Annotated in this window: 16 protein-coding genes and 1 riboswitch; all 16 genes read left to right on the top strand. The window is 42.3% G+C overall.

The genetic code is table 11. The features are described from left to right. Positions 1-16 precede the first annotated feature (16 nt). The 16 genes from thrA (at position 17) to metF (ending at position 19,702) form a co-directional block, all read left to right on the top strand. Positions 17-3,403, top strand: coding sequence for a bifunctional aspartate kinase/homoserine dehydrogenase I (thrA, locus tag ACFOWS_RS00815; protein WP_379762028.1), 3,387 nt, complete (start codon positions 17-19; stop codon positions 3,401-3,403). Continuing rightward, a complete protein-coding gene (locus tag ACFOWS_RS00810) occupies positions 3,400-4,572 on the top strand; it encodes a trans-sulfuration enzyme family protein (RefSeq protein WP_379762026.1) in 1,173 nt (390 codons plus the stop codon). Before thrA ends, ACFOWS_RS00810 begins: the two co-directional genes overlap by 4 nt. A 57-nt stretch (positions 4,573-4,629) precedes the next feature. Continuing rightward, positions 4,630-5,040: an RrF2 family transcriptional regulator gene (locus ACFOWS_RS00805; protein ID WP_366584788.1), complete on the top strand. Its 411-nt coding sequence runs from the start codon at positions 4,630-4,632 to the stop codon at positions 5,038-5,040. Positions 5,041-5,223: 183 nt separating this feature from the next. Further along, on the top strand, positions 5,224-5,487 hold the full coding sequence (locus ACFOWS_RS00800; RefSeq protein ID WP_366584786.1) for a DUF2061 domain-containing protein: 264 nt from the start codon (positions 5,224-5,226) through the stop codon (positions 5,485-5,487). Between the two features lie 12 nt (positions 5,488-5,499). Next, complete coding sequence (locus ACFOWS_RS00795; protein ID WP_366584784.1) at positions 5,500-6,123, top strand: phosphoadenosine phosphosulfate reductase domain-containing protein; 624 nt, start codon at positions 5,500-5,502, stop codon at positions 6,121-6,123. Positions 6,124-6,189: 66 nt separating this feature from the next. Then, positions 6,190-7,098, top strand: a complete 909-nt coding sequence (gene cysD / locus ACFOWS_RS00790; RefSeq protein ID WP_366585234.1) for a sulfate adenylyltransferase subunit CysD — start codon at positions 6,190-6,192, stop codon at positions 7,096-7,098. Between the two features lie 71 nt (positions 7,099-7,169). Further along, positions 7,170-8,417 (top strand): sulfate adenylyltransferase subunit 1, encoded by a 1,248-nt coding sequence (locus ACFOWS_RS00785; RefSeq protein ID WP_366584782.1) that lies wholly within the window; start codon positions 7,170-7,172, stop codon positions 8,415-8,417. A 74-nt stretch (positions 8,418-8,491) separates the two neighbouring features. After that, the gene (locus ACFOWS_RS00780) at positions 8,492-10,582 is read left to right on the top strand and encodes a HEPN domain-containing protein (protein WP_379762023.1); all 2,091 of its coding nucleotides are present in this window, start codon (positions 8,492-8,494) and stop codon (positions 10,580-10,582) included. Further along, a complete protein-coding gene (gene cobA, locus ACFOWS_RS00775) occupies positions 10,575-11,351 on the top strand; it encodes a uroporphyrinogen-III C-methyltransferase (RefSeq protein WP_366584779.1) in 777 nt (258 codons plus the stop codon). The genes ACFOWS_RS00780 and cobA overlap by 8 nt, the downstream gene beginning before the upstream one ends. A 54-nt stretch (positions 11,352-11,405) precedes the next feature. Beyond that, on the top strand, positions 11,406-12,467 hold the full coding sequence (locus ACFOWS_RS00770) for an NAD(P)/FAD-dependent oxidoreductase (protein ID WP_366584777.1): 1,062 nt from the start codon (positions 11,406-11,408) through the stop codon (positions 12,465-12,467). Between the two features lie 86 nt (positions 12,468-12,553). Further along, positions 12,554-13,471, top strand: coding sequence for a helix-turn-helix domain-containing protein (locus ACFOWS_RS00765; RefSeq protein ID WP_379762021.1), 918 nt, complete (start codon positions 12,554-12,556; stop codon positions 13,469-13,471). Between the two features lie 83 nt (positions 13,472-13,554). Beyond that, a complete protein-coding gene (locus ACFOWS_RS00760) occupies positions 13,555-14,316 on the top strand; it encodes an SDR family NAD(P)-dependent oxidoreductase (protein WP_379762020.1) in 762 nt (253 codons plus the stop codon). A gap of 113 nt (positions 14,317-14,429) precedes the next feature. After that, a riboswitch (SAM riboswitch) is annotated at positions 14,430-14,528 on the top strand. A 71-nt stretch (positions 14,529-14,599) separates the two neighbouring features. Further along, entirely contained in the window at positions 14,600-15,613 is a 1,014-nt protein-coding gene (locus ACFOWS_RS00755) for a homocysteine S-methyltransferase family protein (RefSeq protein ID WP_379762320.1), read from the top strand. Then, positions 15,597-16,064 (top strand): hypothetical protein, encoded by a 468-nt coding sequence (locus tag ACFOWS_RS00750; protein ID WP_379762018.1) that lies wholly within the window; start codon positions 15,597-15,599, stop codon positions 16,062-16,064. The genes ACFOWS_RS00755 and ACFOWS_RS00750 overlap by 17 nt, the downstream gene beginning before the upstream one ends. Before the next feature lie 11 nt (positions 16,065-16,075). Beyond that, positions 16,076-18,745, top strand: a complete 2,670-nt coding sequence (metH, locus tag ACFOWS_RS00745; protein ID WP_379762016.1) for a methionine synthase — start codon at positions 16,076-16,078, stop codon at positions 18,743-18,745. 3 nt (positions 18,746-18,748) lie between these two features. Continuing rightward, complete coding sequence (gene metF / locus ACFOWS_RS00740) at positions 18,749-19,702, top strand: methylenetetrahydrofolate reductase [NAD(P)H] (protein WP_379762013.1); 954 nt, start codon at positions 18,749-18,751, stop codon at positions 19,700-19,702. Positions 19,703-19,718: the final 16 nt, after the last annotated feature.

The following is a 19,718-nucleotide window of genomic DNA, read 5'->3' as shown; positions in this document are numbered from 1 at the left end:
ATGACGTAAAACAGCTATGCTGCAGCATCTGAACATAGAAAAATTTACAACCCAAAGTGGTGTTGCCCAAGACTTAAAGCTATCATACCAGGTGTTTGGTCAACCCTTACATACGGCACCCATAGTACTGGTGAACCATGCCCTTACCGGAAACTCCAATGTGGCTGGTGAAGAGGGTTGGTGGTCCGATTTGATAGGGGAGGGCAAGTGCATCAATACCGATACCTATACCATTTTGGCTTTTAATATCCCGGGGAATGGGTATGACGGATTTGTCATTGAAAATTATAAGGATTTTGTAGCCTGCGATATTGCCCGCATTTTTCTTTTGGGATTGAAACAATTACAGATTAACCGTTTATTTGCGATTATTGGCGGTTCTTTGGGGGGTGGAATTGCTTGGGAGATGGCAGCGTTGAATCCTGCTATTACGGAACATTTAATACCTGTGGCCTCAGATTGGAAATCCACAGATTGGCTGATCGCCAATTGCCAGATTCAAGAGCAGTTTTTGGTAAATTCCAAACAACCCGTGCATGATGCACGTATGCACGCGATGTTATGTTACCGCACCCCGGAATCTTTTAAGGAACGCTTCAAAAGGAGTACCAATGAGGAACTTCAGGTATTTAATGTGGAAAGCTGGTTGATGCACCATGGAAAGAAACTCCAAGAGCGCTTTCAATTATCCGCCTATAAATTGATGAATCAGCTTTTGAAGACCATCGACATTACCCGAAATGGAGAAGAGGCCTTCAAAGCCCTTCAAGATAGTGATACGAAGATTCATATTGTTGGCGTCAATTCCGATTTGTTCTTTACTGCCGAGGAAAACAAGGAGACCTATAAACGCTTGGCCTTGGCCAATACCAATGTCACTTACGGTGAGGTACAATCGGTACATGGGCACGATGCCTTTTTGATGGAGTTTGAACAGTTGGAGAAGCTATTGGAAACCATTTTTCAGAAAAATGGAAGGCATGAGCGTATCAAAATCCTAAAATTTGGAGGGAAATCTTTGGCCAATGGAGAGGGCATTGATCGCGTTTTGAAAATCATAAGCAATCGTGCAAAGAATAATGAACATTTTGCCGTAGTGGTTTCGGCTCGAGGAAAGGCTACGGATCAATTGGAAAATCTATTGGAAAAGGCAGCAAAAGGGGAGGCCTTTGCCGAAGATTTGAAGACTTTTTCACTGTATCAGAAAAACGATTTTGATGGGATTGACCTCAAAGAAGAACTCAAAGCCATTGAAAAGATATTGAGCGGGGTCTCTCTAACCGGTGATTATAGCCTTCGAACCAAAGATGAAGTATTGTCTTTTGGGGAACTGATTTCTGGCAAAACCGTCACGGCACTTTTAAAACAAAAAGGGCTAAAAGCACAGTTGATTGATTCCAGAAGCTTGATTAAAACTGATGATTCCCATAACAATGCGGAAGTGGACCAAGGCATTTCCAAAGAAAATGTGATTCGTTGTTTTCACGATGTGGATTCGGATACAATTCCTGTGGTGACCGGCTTTATTGGGTCTACCAAAGAGGGTGTTACCACTACTTTGGGTAGAAATGGCACCAACTATTCAGCAGCACTTTTGGCCAACTTTTTGGATGCTTCTGAATTGATCAATTATACCCATGTAGATGGAATTTTTACCGCAAATCCAGATTTGGTGCCCGAGGCAAAATTGATTGATGTTATCTCATACGATGAGGCGAACGAATTAGCGAATTTTGGAGCCAACATCCTGCATGCCAAGACCATCATCCCACTCATTGAAAAGAACATTCCTTTACGGATTTGCAATACGTTTAATGATGACAACCAAGGGACATTGATTGGCCCGAAAACCAATAACGGGGGCATCAAATCTTTGTCAGTTTTAGATAAAATGGCCTTGATTAATATAGAAGGCCGCGGACTTTTGGGTAAAGTGGGAATAGATGCCCGAATATTTAGGGCCTTGGGTCAAAATGGAATTAGCGTCGGAATCATTTCCCAAGGGTCATCAGAACGTGGTATTGGTTTGGTGGTGGATGCTTCTAAAGCCCAAAAGGCCAAGAAAGTTCTTGACCAAGAGTTCGAGACCGATTATTCATCGCATGACATTAATCAAATCACTGTGGTGAAAGATGTTTCGGTCATTTCCATAGTTGGAATGGATTTGAGCAGCTTTCATAAACCGTTCAATGCCCTGGTCAAGAATCAGGTAATCCCTTTGCTTTTCAACAATACCGTGACAGGTAAGAATGTGAGTATGGTGGTGAAAAATGCAGATTTGAACAAGGCCATCAACGTAATTCACGGGCAGATTTTTGGAATTGCCAAGAAAATAAACTTAGCCCTATTTGGGCATGGTAATGTGGGAGGTACCCTGATTGAACAGCTTTTAGACTCCAATAAAAATATTGAAGCACGAAAAGGAATAGACCTTAAGGTCTTTGCCGTGTCCAATTCCAAGAAAGTGCTTTTAGACGAAAAGGGAATCGGTACTAACTGGAAAAAAAGATTGGAAAAGGAGGGAAAACCCTATCAAATTGAAGATATCATCGTTTTTGCCAAAACCCATCATTTGGAAAACCTGATCGCAGTGGACAATACAGCGAGCAAACCATTTGTTGAGAATTATGAAACCTTGATCAAACATGGTTTCGATTTGGTCTCTTCGAATAAAATTGCCAACACCCTTAGTTTTGAAAAATACAAGTCTATTCGTAAATGTTTGGAGAAAAATCAGAAACAGTATCTGTATGAAACCAATGTGGGAGCAGGACTTCCATTGATTGACACCATTAAACTTTTACACTTGTCCGGTGAAAACATTACCCGAATAAAAGGAGTGTTCTCTGGATCATTGAGTTATATTTTCAATACCTTTTCGGAGGTGGATACCTCGTTTTCATCCATTATAAAAGAAGCAATGGCAAAAGGGTTTACCGAACCCGACCCACGTGAAGACTTGTCGGGCAATGATGTGGGTAGAAAACTGTTGATATTGGCCAGGGAGTTGGATTTGAAGAATGAGTTTTCCGATATTTCAGTGGAAAATCTGATTCCAGAGGAGTTGCGAACACTTTCATTTGATGATTTTGCTACCCAAATTGGAAATATGGATAAAATCTACACTGAAATTAAAAATAATCAGAAGGAAGGTCATGTACTTAGATATGTAGGAGACCTTCATGGTGATTTGCAACAAGATAAAGGTTTTTTGGAAGTGAAATTAGTCTCCGTACCCAAAGAAAGTGCCTTGGGTCAGGTGAAAGGTTCGGATTCCATAATTGAGATATATACGGAATCCTACGGAGAGAGCCCCTTGGTAATACAAGGTGCAGGGGCAGGAGCCGCGGTGACCGCACGCGGCGTATTTGGGGATATTTTAAGAATAGCAGAAAAGATATGAGAAAGAGCAGTAAGCAGTTTGAAACAGAAGCAATACGTACGCAAATGGAGCGTACGCAATTTTTGGAGCATTCCAGCCCAATGTACCTAACTTCCAGTTTTGTGTTTGAGGATGCCGAGGATATGAGGGCTTCTTTTGCAGAGGAAAAGGACCGGAACATTTATTCGCGCTATTCCAATCCCAACTCTTCGGAGTTTATAGATAAGGTATGCAAGATGGAAGGAGCTGAAAACGGTTTTGCTTTTGCTTCCGGTATGGCAGCTGTATATTCAACCTTCGTAGCTTTATTGGAAAGTGGGGACCATATTGTATCCTGCAAAAGTGTTTTTGGCTCAACACATACCTTGTTTACCCAGTTTTTTCCAAAATGGAACATTACCACAAGTTATTTTGGAGCCAACGACTTGGACACAGTTGAAGACTTAATCAAAACTAACACCAAGATCATTTTTGTGGAATCGCCAACCAACCCTGGGGTAGATGTATTGGATTTGGAACGCTTGGGAAATATTGCCAAAAAACATGGGCTTATTTTTATTATTGATAACTGTTTTGCATCCCCATACTTGCAACAGCCGATACAATTTGGAGCCGATTTGGTCATTCACTCAGGAACTAAATTGATGGACGGTCAGGGCCGGGTTTTGGCTGGAATAACTGTGGGCAGTAACGAGTTGGTGGACAAAGTATATCGTTTTTCGCGGATTACCGGTCCAGCGCTATCACCTTTCAATGCCTGGGTTTTGTCCAAGAGTTTGGAAACGTTGGCCCTTCGGGTGGACAGACATTGTGCCAATGCTTTGGAATTGGCCACGTATTTGGAAAACCATGACAAGATTGAATGGGTGAAGTATCCGTTTTTAACATCACACCCCCAATACGAATTGGCCAAAAAACAAATGAAGGCTGGTGGCTGTGTGGTAGCTTTTGAAGTAAAAGGTGGTCTTGAAGCTGGAAAAAAATTCTTTGATAATATTGAACTGTTGTCCCTTTCGGCAAATTTGGGCGATGCTAGGAGCATTGTTACCCATCCTGCATCTACCACCCACAGTAAATTGAGTAAGGAAGACCGAGAGTCCGTTGGGATTTCAGATGGTATGGTCCGCGTTTCAGTTGGATTGGAAAACATACAAGACATTATAGCCGATATTGAGCAGGCGTTGGAATAGTACACTACACCCATGATATTTTAAAGGCGGATTGTTAATTTTCGCTATATTCGTGGGATGCTCTCCAAGAAGACAAAATATGGCCTAAAAGCACTCACGTACCTTGCTTCGGTGGGAACTAAAGAGCCCGTTCAGATTGCAGAAATTGCCAAGCATGAGAATATTTCACAAAAGTTTCTAGAAAGCATTCTGTTGACCCTTAGAAGAAATGGATTTCTTGGTTCAAAAAAGGGAAAAGGGGGTGGTTATTATCTTATCAAGGAACCTCACGAAATTCCGATGACAGCAGTAATGCGGGTTTTGGAAGGGCCTATTGCCATGGTGCCCTGTGTGAGCTTGAATTTCTATGAAAAGTGTGATGATTGCCCCGATGAGGAAGAATGTTCCGTGCATAAATTAATGCTCCAAGTGCGTGATAGCGCTTTGGATGTGTATCGAAAGAATACCTTGGCCGACCTAATTTCCTGAGTAAAACCCTTTTCAGTTTTTGAATAAAATGGTTAAGAATTTGGCAAAAGAGGTGGTGAATATTCGATAATCTACTAAAACTATAGGGTAAAATCAATTTTAAGATTCATTTTGCTTTTCATTCCAGAAATTAGTCCTATTTTTGAAATTCCTAGTAAACCGATAGGAAAAAGATAATACGAAATGATAGCAGACCAACTTGTAGTCGATAGCAAAAAAGAGAAAACAACTTTCGAGAAAGATAAAGTTTCCGAGAGCCCAAAAAGGAGCATTGCCAAATCCATTAGTTGGAGAGTGGTGGGAACATTGGACACCATTATCATTTCTTGGATTGTAACGGGAACATTATCGCTTGCATTTTCAATTGGTCTGGTTGAATTGGTCACTAAAATGGTGCTGTATTTCTTTCACGAAAGAATTTGGAACGGCATCAAATGGGGCAAATAAAATTTATTAAGTATGGCACTATCACAAGAAGAAATTCAGAATTTAAATCGCCAGTTTAAGGGTATTCCGCCTGAGGAAATCATTTCTTGGGCCATTGGGCATGGGAAAAACCCAGTAGTTACAACCAATTTCCGTCCTTATGAAGTGGCCATTCTTCATGCGGTTACCGAAGTGGATAAAAATCTACCAGTAATATGGTGCGATACGGGCTACAATACCCCACAAACCTATAAGCATGCTGAAGAATTAATTTCCAAACTTGGACTCAATATTAAATTGTACGTGCCCTTGCAGACTTCGGCCCACCGGGACGCCGTCATGGGAATTCCACAAATTGATGACCCTCGACATAAAGAATTTACAGAGCAGGTAAAATTGGAGCCTTTTAAAAGAGCGATGGATGAGCACAAACCAGATGTTTGGTTCACTAACCTTCGAAAAGGCCAAACAGCACTCCGAGATTCATTGGATGTGTTGAGTCTGAGCAAGGATGGTGTTTTAAAAGTAAGTCCTTTCTATCATTGGAGTGACACCCAATTGGATGCATATCTGACAGAACACGGATTGCCCAACGAGCACAAATATTTTGATCCCACTAAAGTACTGGAGAACCGCGAATGCGGCTTACATACATAATCACCCAATTCTTAAAAAAAACAAGATTTGAGCACACTTACAGAAGAAATACAAAAACCTGAAACAATAAACCATTCGGGTAGGCCCAATGCCAATGCATTGGAACATGAAGCCATTTATATAATCCGAGAGGTAGCAGCCCAGTTTGAAAAGCCTGTGTTGTTATTTTCGGGAGGAAAGGATTCAATTACATTGGTACGATTGGCCCAAAAGGCTTTTTGGCCTGCCAAAATTCCGTTTCCGTTGATGCATATTGATACCGGCCACAACTTCCCTGAAACAATTGAGTTTAGGGATCGATTGGTGGAGGAATTGGGAGTGGAACTGATTGTACGAAACGTTCAGGATTCCATCGACCAAGGAAAAGTAGTGGAGGAAACTGGAAAATATGCCAGTAGAAACATGCTTCAGACCACAACCTTGTTGGATGCCATCGAGGAGTTCAAGTTTGATGCCTGTATCGGGGGAGCTAGACGTGATGAGGAAAAAGCAAGGGCCAAAGAACGTATTTTTTCAGTTCGTGATGATTTTGGCCAGTGGGATGAGAAAAACCAACGTCCAGAATTGTTCGATATGTTGAACGGTCAAATTGAAATGGGCCAGAACGTTAGGGTATTCCCAATCAGTAACTGGACCGAGTTGGACGTTTGGAGCTATATCCAAAAGGAAGACATAGAAATTCCATCCATATACTTCGCGCACAAAAGAAAGACTTTCCTTAGGGATGGTTTAATCTGGTCCGCAGAGGACGATGTGGTTTTTAGGGCTGATGATGAAGTGGTCGAGGAACGTATGGTGCGTTTTAGAACTGTAGGCGATATGTCCTGTACAGCAGCTGTGGAATCCCATGCTGATACTATCGATAAAGTAGTTTCGGAAATCAGGGACTCCAAAATTTCGGAGAGAGGCGCACGAATAGACGACAAACGTTCCGAAGCCGCCATGGAAAAACGTAAGCAACAAGGATATTTCTAAGAACAAAAGTCATTTCCATGGTCACCCTGAGCGAAGTCTAAGGGTGCAAGGAATCAAAAAAATACAAAGCATTGGAAGTTTTAAAGATAGCAACAGCAGGAAGTGTAGATGACGGTAAAAGCACCTTGATCGGACGCTTACTATACGATACAAAGTCACTGACAGACGATAAATTGGAGGCCATTGAGCGTACCAGCAAACAAAAAGGATACGATTACCTCGATTTTTCACTGGCAACCGATGGATTGGTGGCAGAAAGAGAGCAAGGCATCACCATTGATGTGGCCCATATCTACTTTTCCACCGCATCTAAAAGTTATATTATTGCCGATACGCCCGGACACGTGGAGTATACGCGAAACATGGTAACGGGAGCTTCAACCTCCCAAGCGGCCATTATATTGATTGATGCCCGTAAAGGCGTAATTGAGCAGACCAATCGTCACTTTTTTATCAATAACTTATTGCGCATCAAAGATGTGATTGTGGCCATCAACAAGATGGATTTGGTGGATTTCTCCGAAGAAGTCTACAACAATATCAAAGCTGATTTTGAGGAATTAATGGGAAAAAGGGATTATCAAGACCAAAAAATCACCTTCATCCCAGTAAGTGCCCTTAAAGGAGATAACGTGGTGAATAAATCAGAAAACACCCCTTGGTACAATGGACAGACCTTGCTGGAACATTTGGAAGAATTGAATCTTCAAGATATCTATAATGTCGGTACACCAAGGTTCCCTGTTCAGTACGTGATACGTCCCAAAACAGAGGAATTCCATGATTTTAGGGGATTTGCAGGAAAAGTATATGGTGGGGAGCTAAACGTGGGTGATGAAGTGGTAGTGTTGCCTTCCATGACCCGCTCCAAAATAAAGGCCATCTACTTCTATGATAAAGAATATGAAACCGCACCCAGACGTTCATCCGTGACCATTACGTTGGAAGATGAGGTTAATGTAAGTCGTGGTGATATGTTGGTGAAGGTTGGTGATTTGCCTACCATAGACAAACAAATTACTGCAACCGTTTCTTGGATGGATGCCGATAATCTAACCACTGGCGGAAAATATATTGTACAACACGGAGTGAATAAAGTGTTGGCCAAAGTAGATGCCATTGAACATAAAATCCACCCCGATTATTCAGGTATTGAGGAGAATGCAACGGCCTTACAGATGAATGATATTGCTAAAGTGCGGTTTAAGTTCAACAAACCCATTTTTTACGATAGGTTCAAAGACCATAGGACCAACGGTTCCTTTATTATTATTGACAGTAGAACCAACACTACAGCTGGTGTAGGCTTTATCGAATAAGATGAGTCAAAACGGCAGTTTTTATTGAATGATTTGAAAATATAACCTATTAAATATATAGGAAAAATAGAGATATGAAGAGCTTTAGAACAGAAATAGAAAATCCCGTAGTTGAAAAGGACATCATTGACTTGGAGAAGAAAATTCGCCAGTTCAAAGGAGGTGAAATGGACGAGGAAAAGTTCAGAAGCCTTCGTTTGGCCCGTGGTGTTTATGGACAGCGGCAACCCGGGGTTCAAATGGTACGGATTAAGTTGCCTTATGGTAAGGTTACTTCCAACCAACTTTTACGAATTTCCGATGTTTCTGACGAATACTCTCGTGGACGGTTGCACATCACCACGCGTCAGGATATCCAAATCCACTACGTGGACTTGGAAAGAACACCTGAGTTGTGGGCAGAATTGGAACGAGATGAAGTTACCATTCGCGAGGCTTGTGGAAACACCGTTAGAAATGTGACCGCAAGTGAAACGGCTGGTATTGATGTAGATGAACCCTTTGATGTTTCACCCTATGCGCAGGGACTTTTTGAGTACTTCTTACGAAACCCCATCGGGCAAGAAATGGGAAGGAAATTCAAGGTGTCCTTTTCGGCCAGCGATGCCGATACCGGATTATCCTACATGCACGATTTGGGCTTCATTGCCAAGATTCAGAATGGCGAAAGAGGTTTTAAAGTGATGTTGGGCGGTGGATTGGGTTCCCAACCCCGTCATGCTGACGAATTGTATGAATTTTTGCCAACGGACAAAATTATTCCATTGATGGAAGGTGTAATCCGTGTGTTTGACCGATATGGAGAACGTAAAAGTCGCGCCAAGGCCCGTATGAAATTTTTGTTGAAGGACATCGGTTTGGACGGTTTCAAACAATTGTTGGAAGAAGAACAATTGGCCATTCCGCATCAAACCTATCCCATCAACATAGAAAGTTATCCAGAAGTAAAAATTGCAGAGGTGGAAGCCCCAGCGGTAACCATTGAGGACAATGAAACCTTTGAGCAATGGAAAGCCACCAACTTGGTGCCGCAGAAGCAAGAAGGCTACGTGGCTATCGGAATTAAGGTGCTTTTAGGAGATTTCTATACCGATAAAGCCAGAGAATTGGCCAAATTGGTACGTGATTACGCCGCTAGTGAAATTCGTCTTTCCCTTAGACAAAATATTTTGATTCCGTATGTAAAGGAGGATTTGGTTCCTTTCTTTTATCAGGAATTGAGCCGATTGGGCTTTGCTGAAGCTGGTTATAACAAAGCTTTGGATATTACCGCTTGCCCCGGCACCGATACCTGTAACCTGGGAATTGCCAGCAGTACCGGAATCGCCGACGAGTTGGAGCGCGTAATCAAGGCCGAGTATCCACACTACATCAATAATCCAGATGTGGTTATTAAGATAAGTGGTTGTATGAATGCTTGTGGGCAACATAATATGGCACACATTGGTTTTCAAGGAATGTCCGTCCGCACCAAGGACAAATTGGTGGCGCCAGCTTTGCAAGTACTGTTGGGTGGCGGAAACTTAGGTAATGGAAAAGGTGTTTTTGCCGACAAGGTGGCTAAAATTCCAAGTAAAAGGGGTCCGCAAGCGTTGCGTTTGATTTTGGATGATTTTGAGGCCAACAGCAACGGAGAATCCTTTACGGAGTATTATGAAAAGCAAGGACAATTGTATTTCTATGACTTTCTAAAACCACTTACAGATGTGGATAACCTTACCCCAGAAGATTTTATCGATTGGGGAAATGAGGAAAAATATAAAAAAGAGATTGGGATTGGTGAATGTGCCGGGGTGATTGTGGATTTGGTAGCAACCTTGTTCCTTGAAAGTCAAGAGAAAATTGAGAGTGCAGAAAATGCAATCAACGAAGGAAAATGGGCAGCCAGTATTTATTACTCCTATCAATCCATCGTTAACTCTGCTAAAGCCTTGTTGACCGCCGAAAAGGTGAAGACAAACACCCATGCAAGCATCATTAAGGATTTTGATGAGCTTTATGTGTCATCGGGAAAAGTATCTTTTGACGGAAGTTTTGAAAGTTTGGCCCTTCAACTCAATAAAAACGAACCATCCGAAACATTTGCTAAAAGTTACTTGGAAGATGCCAAAAGCGTGTTACAACGTTTGGAAAATTATAGAAAATTGGAGTTGGAACATGCATAGAGGAAAGTTGACAGTGGTAGGAGCCGGCCCAGGCGATTTGGACCTGATTACCCTAAAGGGTATCAAGGCATTGCAAAGTGCAGATGTAGTACTTTATGATGCTTTGGTTGACTCCGCATTGTTAAAATATGCCTCCAATGCCGAACAAATTTTTGTTGGGAAACGAAAAGGATGCTATCATTTTCAACAAGAGCAAATTAATGATTTGATTGTGGAACGGGCATCGCAAGGATTGCATGTGGTTCGTTTAAAAGGAGGAGACCCGTTTGTATTTGGCCGAGGTGCGGAAGAAATGGAATTTGCAGCCCAAAAAGGAATCGATGTGGCCATGGTTCCTGGAATTTCCTCTTCGGTATCGGTGCCTGCTACTCAAAATATTCCTGTGACCAAAAGAGGCGCAGCTGAAAGTTTTTGGGTGATAACAGGTACGACCAAAGATCACAAATTGTCTAAAGATGTGGCTTTGGCGGCGAAGTCGAATGCCACGGTGGTCATCCTTATGGGGATGTCCAAATTGGGAGAGATCATGAATCTCTTCAAAAAAGAAGGAAAAAAAGATACCCCCGTGGCCATTATTCAAAATGGAACTAGGGAAGATGAAAAAGTGGGAATTGGTACTGTTGCTTCCATTGAGCACAAGGCAAAGGAGCAGCAGTTGGCCAATCCTGCCATAATTATCATAGGCGAAGTGGTCAATCACCGCCAAAATTTATTGGATATTCAAAATGAATATCAAGCTAAAGGAAAAGAATTGTTTGAAAAAGTATAAACCCTCGATTGTCCCCTTGAGGGGACTTTAGGGGTGTCGATTAAAAGCAAGATTATGATTAAAACAGACATACTAATTATTGGAGCAGGACCAACAGGTTTGTTCACCGTATTTGAAGCAGGGTTACTAAAGTTGAAATGCCATTTGATTGATGCACTGGCACAACCAGGAGGGCAATGTTCAGAGATTTACCCAAAAAAGCCAATTTATGATATTCCCGCCTACCCAGAGATTCTGGCCGGGGACTTGGTGGACAAACTAATGGAACAAATTAAGCCCTTTGAGCCCGGATTCACTTTAGGTGAACGTGCAGAAACATTGGAGAAGCAAGAAGATGGTTCATTCATTGTAACCACCACAAAGGGTACCCAGCACCATGCACCCGTGGTTGTCATTGCCGGTGGATTGGGGTCTTTTGAGCCTAGAAAACCAATGATTCCCAATATTGGGTTGTTTGAGAGCAAAGGGGTTGAGTACATGATCAAAGACCCCGAGCAGTTCCGAAACAAGAAAGTAGTGATTTCTGGGGGAGGTGATTCTGCTTTGGATTGGGCTATTTTCTTGGCAGACGTTGCTTCTGAAGTTTCTTTGGTTCACCGAAGAAATGAGTTTAGAGGTGCGCTGGATTCTGTGGAAAAAGCACGGGAATTGGCCAAACTAGGTAAAATTCAGTTGTACACCGAAGCCGAGGTAAAAGAAATCCATGGTAAGGATGATCTTCATGCCGTTGTCATTAAATATAATGATGAAACAAAAGAACAGACCTATGTTGAAACGGACTTCTTTATTCCACTGTTTGGTCTATCTCCAAAACTAGGACCCATCGGAAGTTGGGGCTTGGAAATTGAAAAGAATGCCATAAAAGTGAACAACGCCAAGGACTATCAGACCAATATTCCTGGAGTATTTGCCATCGGTGACGTAAATACCTATCCTGGTAAACTAAAATTGATTCTCTCTGGATTCCATGAGGCCGCAGTTATGTGTCAGTTCGCCTATCAGATTATCAATCCAGATAAGCGATATGTAATGAAGTATACCACTGTTGGCGGCGTTGAAGGATTCGATGGTTCCAAAAAAGAAGCCAAAAAAGAAGTGGTGCAGAGCATCAATTAGTGTAAAATCAATTGTTGATGAAGCACCTTCCCGAAGCAATTTAGGAAGGTGTTTTTTTATCCGCTATATTTGAATTTTACAACTGTATGCAAAGTCTGTTCACCTTACGCGATTTTTACAGTAAGCTCAGTTTACCCATTCCAGATAACATTGGAAAGGATGTTGGGCACTTCAATGTTTTTAAGATTGATGAATATCGCGCTCGTTTGAACAAAGGGGAGATGCGTTATGATCAACGCTCCTACTTCAAAATAAGTCTTATCAATGGAAGAAACAAAGCTGAGTATGCCGATAAATCAATCCATATAGAGAATAAGGCTTTGTTGTTTGCCTCCCCGAAGATTCCGTACCGCTATGTTCCGTTGGATAGTGATCAATCGGGATATTTCTGTGTTTTTACCGATACTTTTTTATCAAAGGACAAGAGTGGGGTAATTTTAGACAACCTGCCCTTGTTTCAACCAGGAGGATATCCCATTTTCAATATTTCGGATGAGAACTACAAGGAGTTGGAGCAGTTATTTGCAAAAATAAATACGGAGCTTTCGTCCGACTATCCCTATAAATTTGATTTGATTAGGGCGTATGTGATTGAGCTCTTGCACTTGGGGCAAAAATTGAACCCAGTGGAACCCCTTGAAAATGGTAAAAATGCAGCTACCCGAATTACCGATTTGTTTGTGGAGTTACTGGAACGCCAGTTTCCAATAAACTCACCCTCACAGAGATTGGGTTTAAAAACAGCCAACGATTTTGCGGAACGTTTGGCAGTGCACGCCAACCATTTAAACAAGGTGCTCAAAGAAACCACAGGAAGCACCACAACGGCCATAATTCATTCCCGAATCTTTGAAGAAGCCAAAATCCTCCTCAATAATACGGATTGGAACATTTCTGAGGTTGCATATGGCTTAGGTTTTGAGGAAGTGGCCCATTTTTCCAATTTCTTCAAAAAATACTCTACTCTTTCGCCGTTACAATTCAGAAAGGAAATAAAAGTTTGATTTTTACAAAAAAGCGTTTGATGCGTGTAACCCATGCCATGCATGCCTAGCTAATTTTGCTCTTGAATCTAAAATCAAATAGAATGAGCAAAGAAAAAATAGCATTGGTAACGGGTGGAAGCCGCGGACTAGGTGAGGACATGGCCATCAACCTCGCCAAAAAAGGACTGAATGTTGTATTGACCTACCGAAGCAACAAGGAAGAAGCCGATAAAACCATAAGTGAGATTGAAAAAGTAGGTCAAAAAGCCTGTGCATTGCAACTGGATGTAGCCAATGCCCAAAACTTTGATGCCTTTTCAGAAGAGGTGAAAAAAGGCATAGCCTCCCATTTTGGAGCTGAAAAGATTGACTTCTTGATAAACAATGCCGGGATTGGTATAGACACGCCTATTGGCAAAACCACAGAAGAGCAATTGGATGTTCTGGTGGATATTCATTTTAAAGGGGTGTATTTGCTTACACAAACCCTCTTGCCCATTCTTGCCGATGGCGGAGGAATTGTGAATATATCAAGCGGATTGGCCCGTTTTTCCTTCCCAGGTTATGCGGTATATGGATCCATGAAAGCTGCTGTTGAGGCACTTACCCGATATCAGGCCAAGGAATTGGGTGCTCGAAAAATTAGGGCAAATGTTGTGGCTCCGGGTGCCATTGAAACCGATTTTGGAGGTGGAACCAATAAAACTGATGAAGGCAAACGAACCGCCATTGCCAATTTTACCGCTTTGGGTCGTGTGGGGATTCCCAACGATATTGGAGGTGTCGTAGCCTTCTTATGCACGGATGAGGCAAAATGGGTCAATGCACAGCGCATTGAAGTCTCTGGAGGGATGATGATTTAGCCTTCTGTTACATATTTTACAAAAGAGCCGCAAATATGAAAAATAGCGGCTCTTTTTTTGCTTTTCAGTCTTGAGTGCCGTTACTTTGCATCGCAGTTCATTTAAAACTTGAAAGGTTATCAAGAAAGGTGGAGGGATTGGACCCTTTGAAGCCTTAGCAACCCTCGACTTCGAGAAGGTGCTACATTCTACCCGATTGGGAAGGATAACAAAAGAATACATTCCAACCGTATTTTCCACATTTTCTTGATACCGCATATCCTTTTATATGGGAGATTGTATTATGGAAAAAATTGAAGACATTCTGCAAAAACGAATTCTGGTCCTGGATGGGGCTATGGGTACCATGTTGCAGCGCTATAAATTTACAGAAGCGGATTTTAGGGGCGACCGATTTAAAGATTGGCCGCAGGATTTGCAGGGTAATAACGATTTGTTGTCCTTGACCCAACCCAAGGCCATTGCCGAGGTTCACCGGAAATATTTTGAAGCTGGGGCCGATATTGTGGAGACCAACACCTTTTCGGGGACAACCATTGCCATGGCCGACTACGGAATGGAGGGATTAGTATACGAATTGAATTATGAGTCCGCCAAAATTGCCAAGCAAGTTGCTGAAGAATTTACTGCCAAAGAACCCAACAAACCTAGATTTGTGGCAGGGAGTATTGGCCCAACCAACAAAACAGCCAGCATGTCACCCGATGTGAATGACCCGGGTTATAGAGCAGTTTCTTTTGATGAGCTCCGAAAAGCGTATAAACAACAAGTTGAAGCCCTGCTCGATGGTGGTTCCGATATTTTATTGGTAGAAACTATTTTCGATACCCTTAATGCCAAGGCTGCGCTGTTTGCTATTGAAGAAGTAAAGGATCAACGCAATATTGAAGTGCCCATCATGGTAAGTGGTACCATTACAGATGCTTCCGGGCGGACCTTATCGGGGCAAACGGCGGAGGCTTTTCTTATTTCTGTGTCCCACATTCCCATTTTATCCGTTGGATTCAATTGTGCTTTGGGAGCGAAACAATTGACACCGCACCTAGAGGTGATTTCGGCCAAATCAGAATTTGCCACTTCTGCCCACCCCAATGCGGGATTGCCCAATGCCTTTGGGGAATATGATGAAACCCCGGAGCAGATGGCCGCTCAAATCAAGGAATATGTGGAAAAAGGCTTGGTAAATATTGTAGGGGGATGTTGTGGTACTACTCCGGAGCACATTAAGGCCATAGCCGACCTTGTAAAGCAATATTCTCCCAGAAAACTCAAATTTGAGCATGAAGAAAGTGTATAATAAGTTCATTTTAATATTGATCTTGGCGGTTTTGATATCCTGCGCAGAAAAAGAAAAGGGTAAGGAAACCGTCGTCGCTTCCCACGTGAAAAATGACATCATGGGAACTTGGCAACTGGTATACGGTGAAATAAAAACGGCAGACTCCCTAGAAATAAAGAATCTATCCAATACAGAGTTTATAAAGATTTTGAACAAGGACCATTTCGCTTTTTTCAATCAAGTAAAGGGTAGTACCGAAGGATTCTACGGAGGTGGAGGTACATATACCTTGGAAGGGAATGCTTACGTGGAACAGCTGGACTACATTGGTGTAAATGAACTTAGAGGACATAAATTTCCCTTTATTATTGAGATTAAGGGAGATACACTGATTCAATCTGGGATAGAGGATGTGCCCGAAGCAGGCATCAAAAGGCATATCGTGGAGAAATATATTAGAATCAAGTAAGAAATCGATTCATGACCCAAATAAGACCTTTAAAATTATCTGGACTTGAGCCCTTGGTAATTACCCCAGAAAGTAATTTCATCAATGTAGGGGAACGAACTAATGTGGCCGGTTCCAAACGGTTTTTAAGACTCATCAAAGAAGAAAAATTTGACGAAGCCCTTGACATTGCCCGTGATCAAGTGGAGGGCGGTGCCCAGATTATTGATGTGAACATGGATGATGGCCTCATTGATGGAAAAGTGGCTATGGTCAGATTTTTGAATCTAATTGTTTCTGAACCCGATATTGCCCGCGTGCCCATTATGATTGATAGTTCCAAATGGGAAATTATTGAAGCTGGTTTGCAAGTGGTGCAGGGAAAATGTGTGGTGAACTCCATCAGCTTAAAGGAAGGAGAGGAAGAATTTATCCGGCATGCCAAATTGATCAAGCGCTATGGTGCGGCAGTTATTGTCATGGCTTTTGATGAAGTGGGTCAGGCTGATAATTTGGAGCGTCGAATCGAAATCGCGAAGCGGTCTTACGATGTTTTGGTGAATAAGGTGAATTTTCCTCCAGAGGATATCATTTTCGACCTTAATATTTTTCCTGTGGCCACGGGAATGGAAGAACATAGGCGCAATGCTATTGATTTTATAGAGGCTACGCGTTGGGTGAAGGAAAATCTTCCCTATTGCAGCGTCAGTGGTGGGGTGAGTAACGTTTCATTCTCCTTCCGGGGGAACAACCCCGTTCGTGAGGCCATTAACTCGGCCTTTTTGTATCATGCCATTAAGGCCGGGATGAACATCGGAATTGTAAACCCTACTCTATTGGAGGTGTACGACGATATCCCCAAGGACCTATTGGAATATGTGGAGGATGTGCTTTTGGATAGGCGGGATGATGCTACCGAACGCCTATTGGAATTTGCTGAGACGGTTGTGGGGACTGCAAAAGAAAGCAAGGTCGATTTGTCTTGGAGAGAAGAGCCTCTTCAAGACCGTATTACCCGAGCCTTGGTCAAAGGTATAGATCAATATATCATTGAAGATGTTGAAGAGGCTCGTCAACAAGCCGCCAAACCTTTGGAGGTTATAGAAGGTAACTTGATGACCGGAATGAATGTGGTAGGGGATTTATTCGGAAGTGGAAAAATGTTTCTACCCCAAGTGGTGAAATCGGCCCGGGTCATGAAAAAAGCAGTAGCCTACTTAACACCCTATATTGAAGCATCAAAAGATAAGGATGCCAAAGCCGCCGGAAAAATATTGATGGCCACCGTAAAAGGGGATGTGCACGATATTGGTAAAAACATCGTGAGCGTGGTATTGGCCTGTAATAACTATGAGATTGTAGATTTGGGCGTAATGGTTCCTCCAGAAAAAATCATCAATAAAGCCAAGGAAGAACAAGTGGATATTATTGGTCTCAGCGGATTGATTACCCCATCCTTGGATGAAATGGTCTTTTTGGCCAAGGAAATGGAGCGTCAAAACTTTGATGTTCCCCTTTTGATTGGAGGTGCCACCACAAGCAAGGCCCATACCGCGGTAAAAATAGACCCTGTGTACAGCAAGTCAGTGGTACATGTAAACGACGCCTCTAGAGCGGTAACCGTGGTAGGCGATTTACTTCAGGATGAAACCTCAATCACGTATAAAAAATCCATTAAGCTAGACTATGAGAGCTTTAGGGATAAGTTCCTGAGTCGTTCACGGACAAAGGAATATTTGTCCCTGAGCCAGGCTAGAGAGAATAAATTTCAGATTGATTGGAACTCCTCTGATATTAAAAAACCTAACCAATTGGGCATAGAGGTTTGGGATGATTTTGATTTGACCAAACTGGAAGATTTTATTGATTGGTCCCCTTTCTTCCGCAGTTGGGATTTGCATGGAAAATACCCGGATATATTAACTGATGATATCGTGGGTGAGCAGGCCAAAGAACTTTTCAAGGATGCCAAAGAACTTCTGAAACGAATCTTGGACGAAAAACTATTGAAAGCGAAGGCAGTTTTTGGACTCTTCCCTGCCCATCAAATTGATGAGGATGACATTGAAGTTGATAAAGATGATGAAACCTTCGTTTTTAGAACCCTTCGTCAGCAACTCAAAAAACGGGAAGGAGTTCCCAACATCGCCCTTGCGGATTTCATCGCTCCGAAAGATTCTGGAATTCAAGATTATGTAGGCTGTTTTTGTGTAAGTGCAGGATTTGGCACCCAAGAGTTGGCCGCCAAATTTGAAAAAGAGCATGATGATTACAATTCCATTATGATCAAAGCTTTGGCTGATCGTTTGGCGGAAGCATTTGCGGAATATCTTCATAAAGAAGTGCGAACCAAACATTGGGGCTACGCAGTAGATGAAAATTTGGACAACAATGCTCTCATCAAAGAAAAATACCAAGGAATCCGACCCGCACCGGGTTATCCCGCCTGTCCCGACCATCTGGAGAAAATCACCATTTGGGAACTACTGGGTGTAAAAGAGAGGATTGGAGTGGAACTTACTGAAAGTCTGGCCATGTGGCCTGCGGCCAGTGTTAGTGGCTACTATTTTGCACATCCGCAAGCAAAATATTTTGGATTGGGGAAAATAGAGCAAGATCAGGTAGCAGATTTTGCCAAAAGAAAAAACATAAAACTGGAGGAAGCCCAAAAGTGGCTGGCTCCTAATATTGTTGAAACATAAAGCATGAAAGTAACCGACCATATTAAAAAAGCAAAAGGGAAAACCCTTTTTAGTTTTGAAATTATACCTCCGGTAAAGGGGAAGAGCATTCAGGAACTGTATGACAATATTGATCCTTTAATGGAATTTAATCCGCCATTTATCGATGTCACCACATCCAGAGAGGAGTATGTGTACATTGATAGGGATGGGCTCTTGGACAAAAAACTCACCCGTATGCGTCCAGGAACCTTGGGTATCTGTGCTTCCATAAAGCATAAGTATGACGTAGACACCGTGCCCCATGTACTTTGTGGTGGTTTTACTAAAGAGGAAACCGAGTATTTGTTGGTGGATTGCCATTATTTGGGCATAGAAAATGTAATGGCCCTGCGCGGTGACGCCATGAAAGAGGAAAAGTATTTTGCCCCTACCAAAGGTGGGCATCTATACGCATCTGAATTGGTAAAGCAAATCCAAGACATAAATTGCGGCAACTATCTCCATGAAATGATAGAAACGGACAATTGCTCTGATTTTTGCATTGGGGTAGCAGGGTATCCAGAGAAGCACATGGAAGCCCCTTCCCTTAAATCTGATTTAAAGCGATTGAAGGAAAAAGTGGAATTGGGTGCGGATTATGTAGTGACCCAAATGTTTTTTGACAACAAAAAATTCTTTGCCTTCGTGGAAGCGGCCCGTGAAATGGGAATAGATGTGCCGATTATTCCAGGGATTAAGCCCATCGCTGTAAAAAGGCATTTACAGTTGCTTCCGCAAGTCTTCCGGGTAGACATTCCGCAGGATTTGGTGGACGCTGTTGAGGCTTGTAAAACTAACAAAGATGTGCGTCAAGTTGGGGTGGAGTGGTGTATTCAACAGTCCAAGGAACTAAAGGAAGCTGGGGTTCCCGTTTTGCATTATTATTCAATGGGAAAATCGGATAACATTAAAGCGGTTGCCAAGGAAGTGTTTTAAATTCCTACTTTAGTGC

The organism is Flagellimonas marina (assembly GCF_042651185.1).
In the GTDB taxonomy this organism is placed as follows: domain Bacteria; phylum Bacteroidota; class Bacteroidia; order Flavobacteriales; family Flavobacteriaceae; genus Flagellimonas; species Flagellimonas marina.
Note: the sequence above shows the minus strand (reverse complement) of the source record. Positions and strands in the feature narration are given on the sequence as shown.